We start from the raw sequence: 17717 nt of genomic DNA on the forward strand, positions 1-17717 counted from the left end.
CTTCGGGCAGGAATTTTCGCGACCAGCTTCACAATTTTCCACGCTCAGCGCACTCTTTTCGAGGTTTCATGGCAATCTAAGAGTATGGATATTTGGCCAGGACATGCCTACCCGCTGGGCGCAATGTATGACGGCAATGGAACAAATTTCGCAGTTTATTCATCTATCGCGGACCGCATTGAATTGTGTCTCCTTGACGAGGATCGTCACGAAACCACAGTTGAACTCACTGAGGTCGATTATGACCAGTGGCACGCCTACCTGCCCGGCATAGGGCCCGGACAGCGCTATGGCTACCGCATCCACGGTCCCTACGCGCCAGACGAGGGACATCGATGCGACCCGTCCAAACTCCTGCTCGACCCTTATGCGAAAGCAATTGAAGGGCAGATCAACAATTCCAATTCGGTCTTTTCCTACAACTTCAACGACCCAGCGCAACCGAATCACGACGACTCTGTCCACGACACGATGCTCTCCGTCGTCGTCGACGAGTCCTTCGACTGGGGCGATGACCGTCGCCCGAACTACGGGTATTCCCAAACAATCATTTACGAGGCACATGTACGCGGCATGACCATGCTGCACCCGGACGTGCCAGAAGAGCTGCGCGGCACCTACGCAGGGATCGCTCATCCGGCGATCATCAAACACCTGCAGGATCTTGGCATCACGTCCATTGAACTGATGCCGATCCACCAGTTCGTCAATGACCCATCCCTGCAGGCTCGTGACCTGTCGAATTACTGGGGTTACAACACCATCGGATTTTTCGCCCCGCACAACGCCTATTCATCGTCGGGTCAGCTCGGCGGGCAGGTCACCGAGTTCAAGAACATGGTGAAGACGCTCCACGCGGCCGGTATCGAAGTCATCCTCGACGTGGTGTACAACCACACCGCTGAAGGTAACCACATGGGGCCGACGCTGTCACTCAAGGGCCTCGATAACGCGAAGTACTATCGCCTCGTTCCCGATGATCTGAGGCATTACTTCGACACCACCGGCACAGGCAATTCCCTGCTCATGTCCTCGATCTCGGTCCTGATGCTCATCATGGATTCGCTGCGTTACTGGGTCACTGACATGCATGTCGACGGCTTCCGCTTCGACCTGGCAACGACACTGGCACGCCAGTTTGACGAGGTCTCCCACGCCTCGACTTTCTTTGACCTGATCCACCAGGATCCGGTGATCAGCCAGGTCAAACTCATCGCTGAGCCGTGGGATGTCGGCTCCAACGGCTACCAGGTAGGAGGCTTCCCTCCCCTGTGGTCCGAATGGAACGGTGAATACCGCGATGCTGTGCGCGATTTCTGGCGCGGGGAGTTCTCGTCCCTGTCCAGTTTTGCCTCCCGTCTGGCTGGCAGTGCTGACCTCTATGAGCATTCAGGACGGCGCCCTGTCGCCTCGGTCAACTTCATCACCGCTCATGACGGCTTCACCATGCGTGACCTCGTGTCCTATAACGGCAAACATAACGAGGCAAACGGTGAGGACAACAATGACGGCTCGTCCAATAACCGCTCCTGGAACTGCGGAACGGAAGGTCCGACGGATGATCCGGGCATTCAGGAGCTCCGCCAGCGCCAGATTCGCAATTTACTCACCACTCTTTTCTGCTCGCAGGGTCTGCCCATGCTGGCTCACGGTGACGAAATCGGACGCACGCAGATGGGCAATAACAACGTGTACTGCCAGGACAATGAGCTGTCATGGATGCACTGGGATCTGGAGGACTGGCAGCGCAAACTGCTCGCTTTCTCTCAGCGCCTCGTCCACCTGCGACGTGATCACCCCGTTCTGCGCCGCCGACGCTTCCTGAAAGGGCCGGCAACGCGCGGCGGTGAATCGGAGCTGGGCGAGATCGAATGGTTCACCCCTGCCGGCACTCACATGACGGAAGACGAGTGGAACCAGGCATGGGCTCGCTCCACGATGGTCTTCTACAACGGTAACGCCATTCAGGAACCCGACCCTGAGGGCAACACGATCACCGATGATGATTTCCTGCTGATGATCAACGCGTCTCCTGACTCCGTTGAATTCACCATTCCGAACCAGACGTATGGCAAGACCTGGACAACGGTGATCAACACGGGTGACGATGATGATCACAGTCAGTACCAGTCCGGTGACTCGATCACGCTGCCCGGCCGCACCACGATGATTCTGCTGAATCCGTTGGGACAGTGACATGTCTGATCTTCATCCCCACGTTCCGCCGTCATCTCGATACACTCCACTGTCGACGTATCGACTCCAGCTCACTCCGGATTTCACATTTGAACACGCCCGTGGTGTCCTCGAGCATATTCGTCGTCTGGGAGCCACGGATGTTTACCTCTCCCCTATCCTGCAGCCTGTCAAGGGTTCCCGGCATGGGTACGACGTGGTGGACCACTCCCATGTCAACGCGGAGCTGGGTGGGCGTGAAGGGTTTGAAGATTTTGCGCGCGCCGCGCACGCCCTCGGCCTGCACGTCGTGGTCGATATCGTGCCGAATCACATGGCTGTGCCCACTCCGGTGTGGCAGAACCGCGCCATGTGGTCAGTGCTGAAACGGGGCGCCGAGTCACCGCGCGCACGCTGGTTCGACGTGGCGACAGATCAGCCCATTTTGATGCCGATTTTGGGTGCGCGCATCGGCCAGGTGCTCTCCGCCGGTGACCTACACGTGGAATCAATGGTGGTTCCAACTGAGCCGGAATACGGTGAGCAACCTGTCCTGCGCTACTTCGATCACGTGTTCCCCCTGGCGGAGGGAACCGAGTTCCTCCCGTTGGAAGTTCTGCTGGAGCGCCAGCATTACCGCCTGGCTCACTGGATGGTCGGTGACGAGGAACTCAACTACCGCCGTTTCTTTGACGTGGATACGCTGGCAGGTTTACGTGTCGAGCGTGAAGACGTGTTCGAGGCGACTCATCACCTGCTGTTCGACCTGTTCGACGAAGGCTTCATTGACGCGTTCAGAGTGGATCATCCTGATGGCCTGGCTGATCCGCGCGGCTATTTCCAGCGTCTGAGCCAACGCACCGGCGGCGCCTGGATTGCTGCTGAAAAGATTCTCGAAGGCGAAGAGCACTTGCCCTCTGATTGGGATGTTGCCGGAACGACAGGCTATGACACCGCATGGCGCATCAACTCCCTGCAGGTCGATCCGCGAGCGAACATGCCGATGGGTGCCATCATGCAGGAGCTGACCGAAGATTCACCGGCGGACTTTGCGCGGCTCGAACACGAATCGAAACGGCAGATCATTCGCACCTCGCTGGCAGCTGAGCTGCACCGCCTGGCCTCGTTGATCTGGGAAATTTGCCAACAGGACCTGCGTCTGCGTGACCATACGATGCGTACCTTCGAACGCTGCCTAGGCGCCCTCGTGATGAATATGGATCGCTACCGGATCTACGTGGTGCCCGGATCCCCCACCCCGCAGTGGGCGCGCGATGAGATGACCGAGGTGCGTGACCGTTCGCTGCGCGAGTTGCGTGACTCAGGGTTTGACGGCATTGAGGACACGATGGATGTGCTCATTGCGCTCATCCTGGGCGACGAAATCGGCACGGCAGGTCTGGCATCCTCCGATGAGCGCCGCGACGAAGTGCCGGTGCGGTTCCAGCAAGTGTGCGGTGCGGTCATGGCAAAGGGTGTCGAAGACACCGCGTTCTACCGTTGGACCCACCTGTGCGCACTGACTGAAGTGGGAGGCAACCCCACCCATTTCGGTATCAACCTGGACATGTTCCATGCGTTCGAAAGTGCATTGCAGTCGTCGTGGCCGGCGACCATGACATGCGGAACGACCCACGATTCCAAGCGTGGTGAAGATGTGCGAGCCACACTGGCCGCCGTCACGTCATATCCCAGTCAATGGGTCTCCCTCGTCCAGCAGCTACGTCTGACCAGCGCCGAATACCGGCCACTCACGCTGGATGGGCGCACGGAAAACCTCCTGTGGCAGACACTTGCCGCGACCACGTGGTGTGAGTCCGACCCGATGACGCAGGAGCGCCTGACTGACTACCTGCAAAAGGCAGTGCGGGAACAGAAAACGTGGACGACATGGACGCATCCTGATGAAGAACGGGAAGAGGAGCTGTTTGACTTTGCCCGCCAGGTACTCGCTGATTCCTCGATCACCGAACTGCTCACACGCTTTCATGAGCTGACGGAGCCGGTTCGCAACTGCTGCATCGAAGTGACGAAAGCCCTGCAATTGACGGTTCCTGGAGTGGCTGATGTGTATCAGGGTTCCGAGGGGCTGGCGACTTCCCTGGTTGATCCGGATAACCGACGTCCGGTTGATTTTAAACGACTCGGGCGGTTGCTGGATTCAGACGAGCAGACTCTCGAGGGTCGAAAAGTGCGCCTGACCCGCGCCATCCTGAAGCTTCGCAGCCGCCACCGCGACGCATTCGTATCCGCACACGCAACGTATACACCACTGGCAACAACCACCGGACATGCGATCGCGTATGCACGCGGCGACCAGGACGGCCCACGCGTGTGTGTCATCGCTGTGCGACTGCTCAGGGCACTGCGTCAGATCGGCGGCTGGGGGGATCATCGTGTCTACCTTCCAGCCGGCTCATGGCAGGACATCATGTCAGGGCGACGATTCGACGTCACTGACGGCAACGGTTTGAGCCTGGCTGATGTGATGAATGACGACAACGTCGTGGTTGTGGAGAAACTCTCGTGACGCGGGTGTGGGCGCCGGACGCTCAGAGCGTCGACCTTGTCCTGGCCGACGCGCAGCTCCCCATGAGCCGCGCCGCTGGCGGCTGGTGGGACGGCCCTGATCTGCCCGATGGGACAGATTACGGTTTCAGCCTCGATGGCTCTGACCCGCTGCCTGATCCGCGATCCTTCTACCAGCCTTACGGGGTTGATGGTCTGTCACGCAGTTGGGATCCTTCACGACATCACTGGGTCGCATCGCCCGGCACGTCCGTCCTGGGCAACGTCATCTATGAACTCCACGTCGGTACGTTCACTGCTGAAGGCACCCTGATCAGTGCCATCGAACGCCTCGACCACCTGCGTGACCTGGGGGTGACCACAGTTGAGCTCATGCCGCTGGCACAATTCAGCGGAGAGTTCGGATGGGGGTATGACGGCGTGGATCTTTTCGCCGTTCACCGAGCCTACGGCGGTCCGGATGCCCTCGTCGAATTTGTCAACGCTGCCCATGAACGCGGCCTGAATGTGTGCATCGACGTCGTCCTCAACCACCTCGGTGTGTGGGGCAACTACCTGTCGATGTTCGCACCGTACTTCCACCCCACTGCGACCGGACCGTGGGGGCCTGTGCTGGACTTGAACGGTCCCGAACAGCGCGCCTACCTTATTGACGTGTGTCGCCATTGGCTGGTCACCATGCATGCCGATGCGCTGCGTCTGGATGCGGTTCACGCCATTCACGACGAGACGGATCGACACCTGCTGGCAGAACTATCACAGTGCGTGGCCCAGTGGTCGCACGACGAGGGGCGCCCGATGACGCTCATTGCCGAATCTGACCTCAACCAGCCTTCGATGGTGATGCCCACCAGTGAGGGCGGTATGGGGATGGACGCTCAGTGGGCTGATGACATCCACCACGCCCTGCACGTGGCGCTCACGGGCGAAATTGACGGGTACTACGGTGATTTTGCCGATACGCACGCGCTGGCAACCGTGCTGGAAAATGTCTTCTACCATGATGGTCGCTACTCGACGTTCCGCCACCAAAACTGGGGTGCACCCGTTCCTGCCACTCTGGATCGGCGCAAATTCGTCGTCTTTTCCCAAGATCACGACCAGGTTGGCAACCGCGCTCAAGGCGACCGCCCCAGCCAGGTGCTCTCCGACGCACAACTGGCCGCCTCTGAAGCAATCATCCTGCTCAGCCCCTTTACCCCCATGCTGTTCATGGGTGAGGAATGGGGCACGCGCACACCGTTCCGATTCTTTGCCGACCAGGAAGACGACGAGCGCGCCCAACTCGTGCGCGAGGGCCGTCAAAAAGAATTCAGTGAGCACGGTTGGAGCGGAGACGTTCCCGACCCAACCTCGCGCACGACTGTCGACCATTGCGTGCTGGACTGGAGTGAGCCGCGCGACGGCAGATGCCGACGCATGCTCGAGTGGGCACGTTCGATGATTCATGTGCGCGCCACGGCGCCCGGCGTGCGTGACGGTGTCTGTCAACGCGTCACTCACGAGGGTGACATTGTGCGCATGATCAATGGTGCTGTCGCGGTCGAGGCCGATATGAACGGTGACGCACTTCCGGCTGCAGACAGTCACGATTGGCCGCGTGAAAACGGTGGGCATATTGGTTCCCTGCTGGCATCCTTCCCTGATCAGAAGAGCGCCGCCGTGCGGGTCTGGCAATGGGTCGGCGTGCCTGACTGAATCCACCGCTGCGCCCTCTTAGTGTGAAGGGGTGGGTGAGGAACAACTTCCTGAGGCGTTTGTCACAGCTTTATTGTCGCTTCGTGACGCACCGATCAATCCTCATGTGGAGATTGAAGAGGTGCCCGGTCCAAGCAAGCTGGCTCCGTGGACCGCTGCGCTTGCCATGCGAACCGTGCACCGCGCGCACGATCAATCCTTGGGATCAGGCCGATTCGTCATCCTGTTCGACCCGGACACGCAAGCAGGCTGGAACGGACAGTTCCGCCTTGTCGCTCAGCTTCGCGCCCAGATCGACCCCGAAATGGGCAACGACCCTATGATCGGTGAAGGCCTGTGGAACTGGGCGCACGACTGCCTCGAAGATGCGGGCGCTGGGTATCATGACATGACCGGCACCGTGACGCGGGAAGTTTCCGAATCTTTCGGGGGTCTCACGTTGCGCGGATCCACCTTGTACGTCGAACTGCGGGCCTCGTGGACTCCGTCGACTCCATATCTGGGCGAACACCTTGTAGCCTGGAATTCCCTGTTGTGCCACGTTGCCGGCGTTGAGTCAGATCAGTTTCTACATGAGGTTTTGAATACGGATGCTCGTTGATAATCCCGGCGGTCTGCCGCGCGGGAACACGGACGATCCCCCCACTGTCAGCCGTTTGCGCGACGGCGTTCCCTCAGTCATTGACACTACAGACGCCCTTGAGGGGGTTGCCGCTGAGTTGGGAGCCTCCACCCAGCCGGTCGCCCTCGATGTGGAACGTGCCCATGGCTTCCGCTATACGACGAACGCCTACCTGGTGCAGATCCGGCGCGAAGATGTCGGAACGTACCTGATTGATACGCATGCGTTGCCTGACCTGTCAGCCCTGGCACCGGCACTGGATGCCACGTGGATCCTGCACGACGCCAGCCAGGATCTGACCAATCTGCGTGACCTGAACCTGCACACCACTGACCTGTTTGACACCGAAGTTGCGGCACGCCTCATCGGATTGCAACGTTTCGGTCTGGCAGCCGTGTGCGAACAGGTACTGGGATTTTCATTAGCCAAGGACCATCAGGCATCCGACTGGTCGGTGCGACCGCTGCCCACCGACTGGCTGCGCTATGCCGCACTGGACGTGGAATTTCTGACAGAACTGTACCGGCGGCTCTCGATCACGCTGCACGACATGGATCGCTGGGAGTGGGCACAGGAGGAATTCGCCCACGTGCTGCACGCCCCTGCTCCGACTCCGAAGACGCATCACTGGCGCGGTATCAAAGGCCTGGGCAAACTGCGCTCCCGTCGAGCGCTGGCCGTTGCCCGCGAACTGTGGCTCACGCGTGAAGAGATCGCCCGCGACAAAGACCTGGAACGCACGCGCGTCGTCCGCAATTCTGACCTGCTGAAAGCCGCTCAGCGCCCACCGACCAATCGTCGCCAGCTGCGCTCACTGGATTCCTTCCGCTCTCCCATCACCCGTCCATATACGACGGACTTCCTCGATGCGATTGAACGCGCCAGGCGCATGCCAGAAGACCAGCTGCCACCCAAACGCGTTACACATCCTGCCGGCACGATTCCGGAAGCGCGCCTGTGGCAGCGTCTCGACGAACACGCACATGAGCGTCTGCTCGCGGTTCGTGAAGCGGTCGCCGGTGTTGCCGAACAGCTCGGGCTGGCACCCGAAGTTGTCCTGGAGCCGCGCGTGCAGCGTTTCGTGTGCTGGGCTCCCCTCAAGCCGCTCACCCCCGAGGCGCTCGATCAGCGATTGGACGAGGGCGGCGCACGCGCCTGGCAGCGTGAGCTGGTATCTCAGTGTCTGTTCGACGCTTTGAGGTAGTCGCGCACGCTACGCACGATGCCGGCAGCGTCCAGGCCGATCTCGTGCTGAATGTGAGCGCGCGAGTCGTGCGCGAGGAACTCATCGGGAATCCCCATCGGAATCACCGGCACATCTGTGTCCTGCGACAGTGCCCATCCGAAGCCTCCTCGTACGACGCCGTCTTCCACGGTGACAACCAGGTCATAGTCGCGGCTCATCGCCACCAGTTCATCGGGTACGGGCTGAATCCACGTCGGGGCAGCAACGCATACCGTCGCATCTGAGGCCAATTGCTTCGAGGCGTCAATCGCCTGGGCGACCATGGCCCCCAGGGCGACGATCAGGATTTTCGTTTCCCCGTCGCCTCCCTCGTGCACAATGTCGACCGGGCCGACGCTGCGCAGCGCAGGGATCGGCTGCGGCAGCGGGCCTTTCGGGTAACGCACCACGGTGGGAGCATCAGCAATGTCAATGACGCGACGCAGCGCTGCCCGCAGAGTTTCCTCGTCACGAGGGGTCGCTATCTGCAGTCCCGGCACGATCGACAACAATGCGATATCCCACATGCCGTTGTGCGAGGGCCCATCCGCTCCGGTGATGCCGGCACGGTCAAGGATGAAGGTCACGCCCGCATGGTGCAGTGCCACGTCCATGAGGACCTGGTCGAACGCGCGGTTCAGGAACGTGGCGTACAACGCGACAACGGGGTGTGCACCCATGAAGGCCATTCCGGCTGCGCTGGTGACGGCGTGCTGTTCAGAAATGCCGACGTCGATGACGCGGTCGGGGAATTCATCTGACAGCGGGCCCAGTCCCACCGGCAGTTTCATCGCTGCAGTAATGCCGACAACATCTTCACGTTCGCGGGCGATCTTCACGATTTCGTCGGCAAAGACGCTGGTCCACCCAAAGCGCGCGGGTTTGATCGGCAGGCCCGTTTCCGGGTGGATTTTGCCGACCGCATGGAAGCGGTCGGCGATGTCTTTTTCCGCCGGTCGGTATCCGCGCCCCTTCTGCGTGATGGCGTGGACAATGACGGCCTGGTGCAGGCTGCGCGCCCGCGTCAACGCGGTTTCCATCGCAACGATGTCATGCCCGTCGATCGGTCCCAGATACTTCAGCCCCAGATCCTCGAACATGACCTGTGGCGCCAACACGTCCTTGATTCCCACTTTCAGTCCGTGCAGCGCTTCGAAGGCAGCACGCCCAGGCTCCCCCATTCCCAGCAGTGTTTTCTTCGTCCATGACAAGGCGCGCTCATATTGCTCCGAGGTGCGCAGCGCATCCAGATGGTGCGCCATACCGCCAATGGTAGGAGCATAGGAGCGGCCATTGTCGTTCACCACGATGACGATGTTGCGGTGAGGTTGCTCAGCGATGTTGTTCAGTGCTTCCCATGCCATACCGCCGGTGAGCGCCCCGTCTCCGATGACTGCCACTGTCCAGGATGTATTCCCGGTGCGTGTCTTTTCGCGCGAAATGCCGTCAGCCCACGACAGCGCTGTCGAGGCGTGGGAATTTTCCACGATGTCGTGCTCTGATTCGGCGCGCGAGGGGTATCCGGACAGTCCCCCCGCCTCGCGCAGATGTGAAAAGTCTTTGCGCCCTGTCAGGAGCTTATGGACGTAGGCCTGGTGACCTGTGTCGAAGATCATTGAGTCGGTAGGTGAGTTGAAGATGCGGTGCAGCGCAATCGTCAGCTCCACCACACCCAGGTTGGGTCCCATATGCCCGCCCGTACGTGACACGGACGCAATGAGGTAACGCCTGATTTCGTCAGCCAAGTCAACGGCCTGCGACGTGGTCAGATGCTGAACGTCGTCAGGCCCGTCGATATGCGACAAAATCGGCAACTCGTCGGCACTGTCTGGAAGAACCATAGTTACGAGTCTAATGGTCCTCTCAAAGTCCGTTGGTTCCAGCTAGGATTGATATACGCGACAGACGCGCATATCCGAGTTGACAGAGGTTGCACATGTCCCCCTCAGTGAAGTCGTACGGCCAGTGGGAATCCCCGATCACGGGCGAGTCATTCACGGCTCGATTCGTGACGCTTTCTCAAGTACGCATCGATGGCGCCGACACGTATTGGGTAGAAGGCCATCCTACAGATAATGGGCGCAACGTTCTATTACGACGTAACGGCATGGGTCAGACGATGGAGCTCCTGCCCATGATTGACGGTGTGCGCCTGCCCGATGTGCGCACCCGTGTCCACGGCTACGGTGGCCGCGCCTACGCCGTCCACGAGAATATCCTCGTTTTCTCCGACGGCTTTGATGACCGTGTCTACCTGTTCGACATGTCCGCACCCACCGTCGGCCTGACGGCACTGACCCCGATGGAAAAGAAGCGCTACGGCGACTTTGAGATTGACGAGGTTCGCTCCCTGGTCTACGCCGTATGTGAGGACCACACGGGACAGGGTGAACCGGTCAACACGATGGTGGCGATCCCTCTGGACGGCTCCGCGGCGCGCGATCCGAAGCCTATTCGCACCGTCTTTTCCGGCACCGACTTCTGCTCGGCACCCACGCTCTCCCCGGATGGGTCGAAGCTGGCGTGGCTGTCATGGAACCACCCGCACATGCCGTGGACTCAGTCCGTCCTGCACGTTGGCGCCCTCACGTTCGAGGGTGACATCGATACCCACGTCACGCTGGTGGACCGAGAAGGTGTCTGCGTCTATGAGCCTCGCTGGACTCTGCGCGGCGACCTGATCCACGTGGATGATTCCTCAGGATGGGCAAACCTGTACCGCACTGAAGGCTTCGAATGGCACGAGGACGAGGATGCCCACGCGTGGACGGATCGCCTGCGTACACGCGTCCTGCATCCCGGTCAGCGCGCTTTCTCACACCCCCACTGGGAACTGGGCCTGCACTCCTACGACAACCTGGATCATGAGCACCTGATCTGCTCCTGGTCGCAGGATCACACGTGGCACGTCGGCAGCGTGCGACTGGACAATGGCCTGCTGGAAGAATGGGAAACCGGATGGTGGCCCATCGGTAACGTCGCTTCCGACGAGGGGCGCGTCGTTTTCCTGGCCGACTCCCCTACGCACGCGCCAGCCATCGTCGAGATCACCGATTCGCACGCGCACGTGCTGCGCCCGTCCTCGGAAGCTGAGATCGCTGAGGAGATGATTTCACCTGCACAGACCGTGCGCTGGACGACCAGCGACGGCAATGAGGCAGACGGCTTCTACTACGCGCCGGTCAATCCCGACTTCACCGCACCTGACGGCCAACTTCCGCCACTGATCGTGTCCGCTCATGGCGGGCCGACCTCGTCAGCTCGCCCCGGCCTGTCCATTGCCCGACAGTTCTGGACGACTCGCGGCTTCGCATTCCTGGACGTGAATTATCGCGGATCCACCGGATCAGGACGCGAATACCGTGAGGCGCTCAACGGCCAGTGGGGCGTCATCGATGTCATGGACTGTGCTGACGGGGCGCGCTACCTGATTGATCAGGGCCTCGTTGATCCCGCACGAGTCGCGATTCGCGGCCATTCCGCCGGCGGTTTCACCGCCCTGTCAGCTCTGGCGACAACCGACGTGTTTACGGCTGGGACATCCTCCTCAGGTGTGTCTGACCTGCATCGCATGGCGCAGGAAACCCACAAATTTGAGTCCCACTACTTCTACACGCTTCTGGGCTCGGACAACTTGGACGATCCCGTGTGGACGGAGCGCTCTCCGATTTGCCACGTCCAGGACATTCACGCACCGCTCCTGCTTTTGCAGGGCACAGAGGACACCATCGTGCTGCCTTCACAGTCACGCAGCATTTACGATGCGCTTCGCGAACTGGATCGACCGGTCGCCCTCGTCGAATTCGATGGCGAAGGGCACTCGCTGCGTACTGCTGCCAGCATTGCGAAGGCCTGGGCGAGTGAGCTGGGTTTCTACGCGACAGTGTGGGGTTTTCACGCTGATGGTGCGGCTGAGATCAGCGTCACCACTCTATGAGCCGCGTGCGTGGAGCGATCAGTGCAATCGTCACTGATCACCGTTCAGCGTTCGCGGTAGTAGCCGGCATTGTCGGCGCAGTGGTGGGACTGGCAGCCGTCATCTTCAACTGGCTGATCGCCGTGTGGATGCGCGCCACCACCGGCGCTGCGGACTATTCGGTAACAGGCGGAGCACCCCACGGGTGGCCGGCGTGGACACACATCCTGATCATTGCCGTCCCCGTCGTGTCAGCACTCATGTATGGGCCGATGATCTGGCGATGGGCCCCCACGGCCAAAGGACACGGCATCCCTGAGGTCATGCTGGCGGTGCGCCGAAGGGGCGGCAAGATTCCTGGCCGCGTCGCGGTGGTCAAGTTGGTCTCCTCCGCCCTGACAATCGGTGGCGGCGGGTCGGCTGGCCGTGAAGGCCCGATCGTTCAGGTCGGTGCGTCCCTGGGGTCCACGATCGCATCGTGGGTGCGTCTTCCCACCACACGCGTCGTGGTGCTCGCGTCCTGCGGTGCTGCCGGCGGTATTGCCGCCACATTCCATGCTCCGCTGGCTGGTGCGATCTTTGCGCTCGAAGTGATTTTGGTGCGCTTTACCGCAGAGACATTCGGCTACGTCGTCATATCGTCTGTCATGGCATCGATCGTTGCCCGCGCACTTCAGGGGTCAGCGCCCCTAGTTGACCTGAACTACAGCGTGGACCTGGCTTCCTTGACTGACATAGGGTGGGCCGCCCTCGTCGGCCTGATTGCCGGCCTGTGCGGGCTGGCCTTTTCCAAATTGTTGTATGCGATGGAAGACTGGCTCGACTGGGGGTGGGAACGTCTCACGGCAGTTATCGCGTTTCCGCAGTGGTCTCGCGCAGCTCTCATGTCAGTCGTGCTGGGCATTGGCCTGTTTTTCTTCCCCGCCATGTACGGTTCGGGCTACCCGATCCAGCTCGAGGCTCTTCATGGCGCACTGCCCATCGCCACGCTGCTTGCGCTGGCTGTGGGTCGCATGATTTTCACGTCCTTCACGATCGGAATGGGCGGTTCGGGCGGCGTGTTCGCTCCGACGCTGTTCATTGGTGCAATGGTCGGCAGCGCGATCGGACATCTGATTGATCCGCTCACTGATTCGTCCATAGCGGTGTTCGGAGTAATCGGCATGGGTGCTGCCTTTGCTGGGGCTGCGCGTGCACCCATGACAGCGGTTCTGATCATCGTGGAGATGACGGACCAGTACTCGCTGATTCTTCCCATGATGCTGGCTGTCGTGATCGCAACAGGATGCTCACGGTTCCTGACACGCTCCACGATCTACACGGAAAAGCTGCGCAGGCGTGGCGATATCCTCGATGATCCCGTGTCCCACACTTTGCTGGGTGCCAACCCGGCCGGGGCGCTCATGCAGCCAGCTCCTGCCACTCTTAACCCATCAGACACCATCATGCGCGCGGTGTCCCGAATGCGCGAAGCGCACGCCCAGGCACTCCCCGTGGTCGATGCGGACGGCGTGGTGTCCGGTGTTGTCAGCGCCCTGGACATTGCCTCCTGGCGTGAAGAAGGGGTCGAGCATGACACCGCGTTGGAAGCTCTGCCGTTGCGACATGTGCACGTGGTTGACACGGATCTGCCGTCCACGGTCATGCGCGTGCTGACATCCAGTGGCGTCGAGGGGATTCCCGTCTTGCATGACGACGGGCAGGGTGCGCCCGCCCACATGGTCGGCTGGATCAGCGGGCGCGACCTGGTTGACCGTATGTATCGCGATCAACGGCGAGCGCTCGACGCACGTATCGAATCCTCTTTCGGTTCGCGGTGGCGTGAGCGTCATCCTCGTCGTCGTAGCTAGCGGGTAGACTGCTCCTATGCCAGCGTGGGCCATTGTGATACCGATCGCGTTCCTCATCGCGTGTATCTGTGCTGCGTTGTGGCGTCATCATGTGGCACGTCTGCGTGCAACCACGCTTCCACTCACCCTGTACGCGCCGCTAGAACTGATCGCGTGCTACGGCGCGATGGTGCTGATTGGTGCGTGGGCTCTGTGGCGGGAACTCACCACTCAGTCACGCGTCGCGATCATCGCTGTGGCGCTGGGGTTGAGCGTGCTGGGGCTGGCTCTGCTCATCGTTGAAGTTCCGCGCAGGCTCTATCTGACGCCCGATTACCTCGCTGTGCGATCCGTGCGCGGCACGCGCACAGTTGAGCTGCTTGACATCGTGACGATTTCAATCCGCCCGGCACAGACTTCAACCTGTGTCACTGTGACGGATGTGCATGGTCGGCGCATCACGTGGCATGCAACCGGCATGATGGATGAAACATTCGTCGCATACATGCGCGAACTGGAGCGCCGTATCCGCAATGGCCGCATTCCCCTGCTGCACCCCACCCGACATCGGCCGGTCAATCCGTTGACGGCGCACGCATTGCAAGTCGTTGCCCGTGAAGCCGCTCACGACCCGAAGGTGCGTGAGCTTCTCACTCAGGCTTCAGTGTGCGTGGGCACCGACCCGGACCAGGCGCATATTCTCCTGCGCGATGCGGCCCGTGAGTGTGCGCGCTCGTGGCCGCTCGATTCGGAGCTTGGCGCCACGATCGTCGCACTGTCTCACCGGTATCCGCCCGGACAGTAGAAGCCTCTACTGCTGGGCAAGCTGACGCAACACATACTGCAGAATGCCGCCATTACGGTAGTAGGCAGCCTCTCCAGGCGTGTCAATCCGCACGACCGCATCGAACTCGATGGGGTCCGCACCCTCGCGGGTGGCACTGACATGCACTGTCTTCGGGATCGACCCATCATTGAGCGCGTCAATGCCGGTGATATCGACTACTTCCGTGCCGTCCAGACCCAGGGAATTACGATCTTCGCCCTCAGGGAACTGCAACGGCAGCACGCCCATGCCGATCAGGTTCGAACGGTGGATGCGTTCGAATGATTCGGTGATCACCGCGCGTACGCCCAGCAGCACTGTTCCCTTGGCTGCCCAGTCACGTGAGGAGCCTGATCCGTATTCCTTTCCGCCCAGAACCACCAGTGGCACACCTGCTTCGCTGTAGCTCATCGCCGCATCAAATACCGGCACGGTCGGCGCATCGTCCTTCGTGAAGTCGCGGGTGAATCCGCCCTCCACGCCGGGCACCATTTCGTTTCGGATACGAATATTTGCGAATGTGCCTCGGATCATGACTTCGTGATTACCGCGACGCGACCCGTAGGAGTTGAACTGCGAGCGTTCCACTCCTCGCTCAATCAGGTACTTGCCTGCCGGCGTATCCGGCTTGAAGGAGCCTGCCGGCGAAATGTGATCCGTTGTCACCGAATCGCCTAGCTTGAGCAGCACTCGCGCACCGTGAATATCCTCAACCGGAGCGGTCTCCATAGTCATTCCGTCAAAGTACGGTGGTTTGCGCACGTAGGTGGAATCTTCGTCCCATTCAAACGTGTCACCCTCGGGAGTATCGAGACCCTGCCAGCGGTGGTCACCAGCAAACACGTCCGCATAGTCCTGCTCGAACAGGGAGCGGTCGATACACGAGTTGATTGTGTCATCCACCTCTGCCGCATCAGGCCAGATGTCACGCAGGAACACGTCCTTGCCGTCCTGGTCCTGCCCCAGCGCTTCAGTCTCAAAATCGAAATCCATCGTACCGGCCAGCGCGTAGGCGATGACCAGCGGCGGGGATGCCAGGTAGTTCATCTTAACGTCGGGATTGATGCGACCTTCGAAGTTGCGGTTACCCGACAGCACGGACACAACAGCCAGGTCATTGTCATTGACGGCCTTGCTGATTTCGTCCGGCAGCGGGCCGGAGTTGCCGATACACGTGGTGCACCCATAGCCCACCAGGTTGAACCCGAGTGCGTTGAGGTCCTCCCACAGTCCGGCCTTTTCGAAGTACCCTGTGACGACCTGTGAACCAGGGGCCAGTGAGGTTTTCACCCACGGCTTGGACTGCAGTCCACGCTTGACTGCGTTGCGTGCCAGCAGACCGGCCGCGATCATGACCGCCGGGTTGGACGTGTTGGTACATGAAGTGATTGAGGCGATCGCCACGTCACCGTGATCCAGTTTCGTTTCCGTCCCGTCCGCCAACGTGACATCCACGATGTGGTGCGGTCGGTCGTCGATTGCCGAAGCGATACGCGGTTCGTCATCGTCCTCATGGTCGAGGGCGTTCGGATCGACCGGATCTGACGCAGGGAAGGTGGAAGCCAGTGCCTCATCGAGTTCTGAAGCGGAGTGCTGTTCGTGTTCGCTGACATAGTTCGGCAGCGTGGCGCGGAATGATTCCTTGGCGGCGCTCAGTTCGATGCGGTCCTGCGGACGCTTCGGGCCGGCAATGGAAGGCACCACTGTGGACAGGTCGAGTTCCAAATACTCGGAGTATTCTGCCTCGCGCGAGGGATCGTGCCACAGCCCCTGTTCCTTGGCGTACGCTTCGACCAGTTTGAGCGTTTCTTCGCTGCGTCCAGTCAGCCGCAAGTAGTCAACGGTGACGTCATCGATCGGGAAGATCGCGGCGGTTGAGCCGAATTCGGGCGACATGTTGCCGATGGTGGCTCGGTTTGCCAACGGCACAGCGGAGACACCCTGGCCGTAGAATTCAACGAACTTGCCGACCACGCCGTGTTCACGCAGCATCTGCGTGATGGTGAGGACGACGTCCGTCGCGGTCGCGCCGGAGGGGATCTCGCCGGAGAGTTTGAAACCGACGACGCGCGGGATCAGCATGGAAACTGGCTGGCCGAGCATGGCTGCCTCGGCTTCAATACCACCGACACCCCAGCCGAGCACGCCCAGACCGTTGACCATCGTGGTGTGGGAATCGGTGCCGACGCAGGTATCCGGGTAGGCGAGCGTGTCTTCGCCGTCCTGGCGTGTGAACACGGTGCGCGCGAGGTATTCGATGTTGACCTGGTGGACGATACCGGTGCCCGGTGGGACGACGCGGAAGTTTTCAAAGGCTCCCTGTCCCCAGCGCAGGAACTGGTAGCGCTCACGGTTACGTTCGTATTCCTTGTCCTGGTTGGCTTCGAACGCCTCCGGCGTGCCGTACACGTCGATCTGCACGGAGTGGTCAATAACCATTTCCGCTGGCGCCAGCGGATTGATTTTCGAGGGGTCGCCGCCCAGGTCCTCCACTGCTTCACGCATGGTGGCCAGGTCGACGACGCAGGGAACGCCGGTGAAGTCCTGCATGACAACGCGCGCAGGGGTGAATTGGATTTCGGTGCTGGGTTGTGCTTTCGGGTCCCAGCTAGCCAGCGCGTTGATCTGGTCGGCGGTGATGTTGACACCGTCTTCGTTGCGCAGAAGGTTTTCAGCCAGGATCTTCAGTGAGTATGGAAGCCGGTCAAATCCGTCCACCGCATCGAGGCGGTAGATGGTGTACGTCGAATCATCCACTGTGAGCGTGGAGCGTGCATCGAAACTGCCTTGCAAAGCCATGTGATCCCCCTAATGTCTCGATATCAAGATATCAGAGGGCGGGGACGCTGCAAGGAGAACACGAAAATCACGCGCAGAGCACGCAGGAAATCGCAGTG

Annotated in this window: 10 protein-coding genes; 8 read left to right on the forward strand and 2 right to left on the reverse strand. The window is 60.5% G+C overall.

The window, feature by feature from the left end:
• The first annotated feature begins 84 nt into the window (after positions 1–84).
• From glgX to AC1EJZ_RS03565, 5 genes are read left to right on the forward strand one after another with little or no spacing between them, the layout of a single operon-like run.
• Positions 85–2196, forward strand: coding sequence for a glycogen debranching protein GlgX (gene glgX, locus AC1EJZ_RS03545; protein WP_058236586.1), 2112 nt, complete (start codon positions 85–87; stop codon positions 2194–2196).
• A 1-nt stretch (position 2197) separates the two neighbouring features.
• Positions 2198–4705 (forward strand): malto-oligosyltrehalose synthase, encoded by a 2508-nt coding sequence (gene treY, locus AC1EJZ_RS03550; RefSeq protein ID WP_480293969.1) that lies wholly within the window; start codon positions 2198–2200, stop codon positions 4703–4705.
• Entirely contained in the window at positions 4702–6402 is a 1701-nt protein-coding gene (gene treZ / locus AC1EJZ_RS03555; RefSeq protein ID WP_480293970.1) for a malto-oligosyltrehalose trehalohydrolase, read from the forward strand. Before treY ends, treZ begins: the two co-directional genes overlap by 4 nt.
• Positions 6403–6433: 31 nt before the next feature.
• On the forward strand, positions 6434–7003 hold the full coding sequence (locus tag AC1EJZ_RS03560; RefSeq protein ID WP_058236583.1) for a DUF3000 domain-containing protein: 570 nt from the start codon (positions 6434–6436) through the stop codon (positions 7001–7003).
• Complete coding sequence (locus AC1EJZ_RS03565) at positions 6993–8228, forward strand: ribonuclease D (protein ID WP_480293971.1); 1236 nt, start codon at positions 6993–6995, stop codon at positions 8226–8228. Before AC1EJZ_RS03560 ends, AC1EJZ_RS03565 begins: the two co-directional genes overlap by 11 nt.
• Here the strand turns inward: AC1EJZ_RS03565 and dxs are convergent.
• On the reverse strand, positions 8201–10090 hold the full coding sequence (gene dxs / locus AC1EJZ_RS03570; RefSeq protein ID WP_480293972.1) for a 1-deoxy-D-xylulose-5-phosphate synthase: 1890 nt from the start codon (positions 10088–10090) through the stop codon (positions 8201–8203). The two genes, AC1EJZ_RS03565 and dxs, sit on opposite strands and share 28 nt — an antisense overlap.
• A gap of 95 nt (positions 10091–10185) precedes the next feature.
• Between dxs and AC1EJZ_RS03575 the strand changes: the two genes are divergently transcribed.
• The 3 genes from AC1EJZ_RS03575 to AC1EJZ_RS03585 are packed head-to-tail and all read left to right on the forward strand — an operon-like array spanning position 10186 to position 14799.
• Entirely contained in the window at positions 10186–12186 is a 2001-nt protein-coding gene (locus AC1EJZ_RS03575) for an alpha/beta hydrolase family protein (RefSeq protein WP_480293973.1), read from the forward strand.
• Positions 12183–14015 carry a chloride channel protein gene (locus AC1EJZ_RS03580; protein WP_070726579.1) on the forward strand — a complete coding sequence of 611 codons (1833 nt, stop codon included), beginning with the start codon at positions 12183–12185 and terminating at the stop codon, positions 14013–14015. Before AC1EJZ_RS03575 ends, AC1EJZ_RS03580 begins: the two co-directional genes overlap by 4 nt.
• A gap of 16 nt (positions 14016–14031) precedes the next feature.
• Positions 14032–14799 carry a hypothetical protein gene (locus AC1EJZ_RS03585; protein WP_058236578.1) on the forward strand — a complete coding sequence of 256 codons (768 nt, stop codon included), beginning with the start codon at positions 14032–14034 and terminating at the stop codon, positions 14797–14799.
• Between the two features lie 6 nt (positions 14800–14805).
• Here the strand turns inward: AC1EJZ_RS03585 and AC1EJZ_RS03590 are convergent, their stop codons facing one another.
• Complete coding sequence (locus AC1EJZ_RS03590; protein ID WP_092648517.1) at positions 14806–17619, reverse strand: aconitate hydratase; 2814 nt, start codon at positions 17617–17619, stop codon at positions 14806–14808.
• Positions 17620–17717: the final 98 nt, after the last annotated feature.

It is taken from the genome of Pauljensenia sp. C0170B5 (assembly GCF_056590195.1).

Bases quoted from the DNA above. Each gene is read 5' to 3' on its own strand.
- treY (WP_480293969.1), top strand. From the start codon at position 2,198: ATGTCTGATCTTCATCCCCACGTTCCGCCGTCATCTCGATACACTCCA.
- AC1EJZ_RS03575 (WP_480293973.1), top strand. From the start codon at position 10,186: ATGTCCCCCTCAGTGAAGTCGTACGGCCAGTGGGAATCCCCGATCACG.
- AC1EJZ_RS03580 (WP_070726579.1), top strand. From the start codon at position 12,183: ATGAGCCGCGTGCGTGGAGCGATCAGTGCAATCGTCACTGATCACCGT.
- dxs (WP_480293972.1), bottom strand. From the start codon at position 10,090: ATGGTTCTTCCAGACAGTGCCGACGAGTTGCCGATTTTGTCGCATATC.
- glgX (WP_058236586.1), top strand. From the start codon at position 85: ATGGATATTTGGCCAGGACATGCCTACCCGCTGGGCGCAATGTATGAC.
- AC1EJZ_RS03590 (WP_092648517.1), bottom strand. From the start codon at position 17,619: ATGGCTTTGCAAGGCAGTTTCGATGCACGCTCCACGCTCACAGTGGAT.
- AC1EJZ_RS03565 (WP_480293971.1), top strand. From the start codon at position 6,993: ATGCTCGTTGATAATCCCGGCGGTCTGCCGCGCGGGAACACGGACGAT.
- AC1EJZ_RS03585 (WP_058236578.1), top strand. From the start codon at position 14,032: ATGCCAGCGTGGGCCATTGTGATACCGATCGCGTTCCTCATCGCGTGT.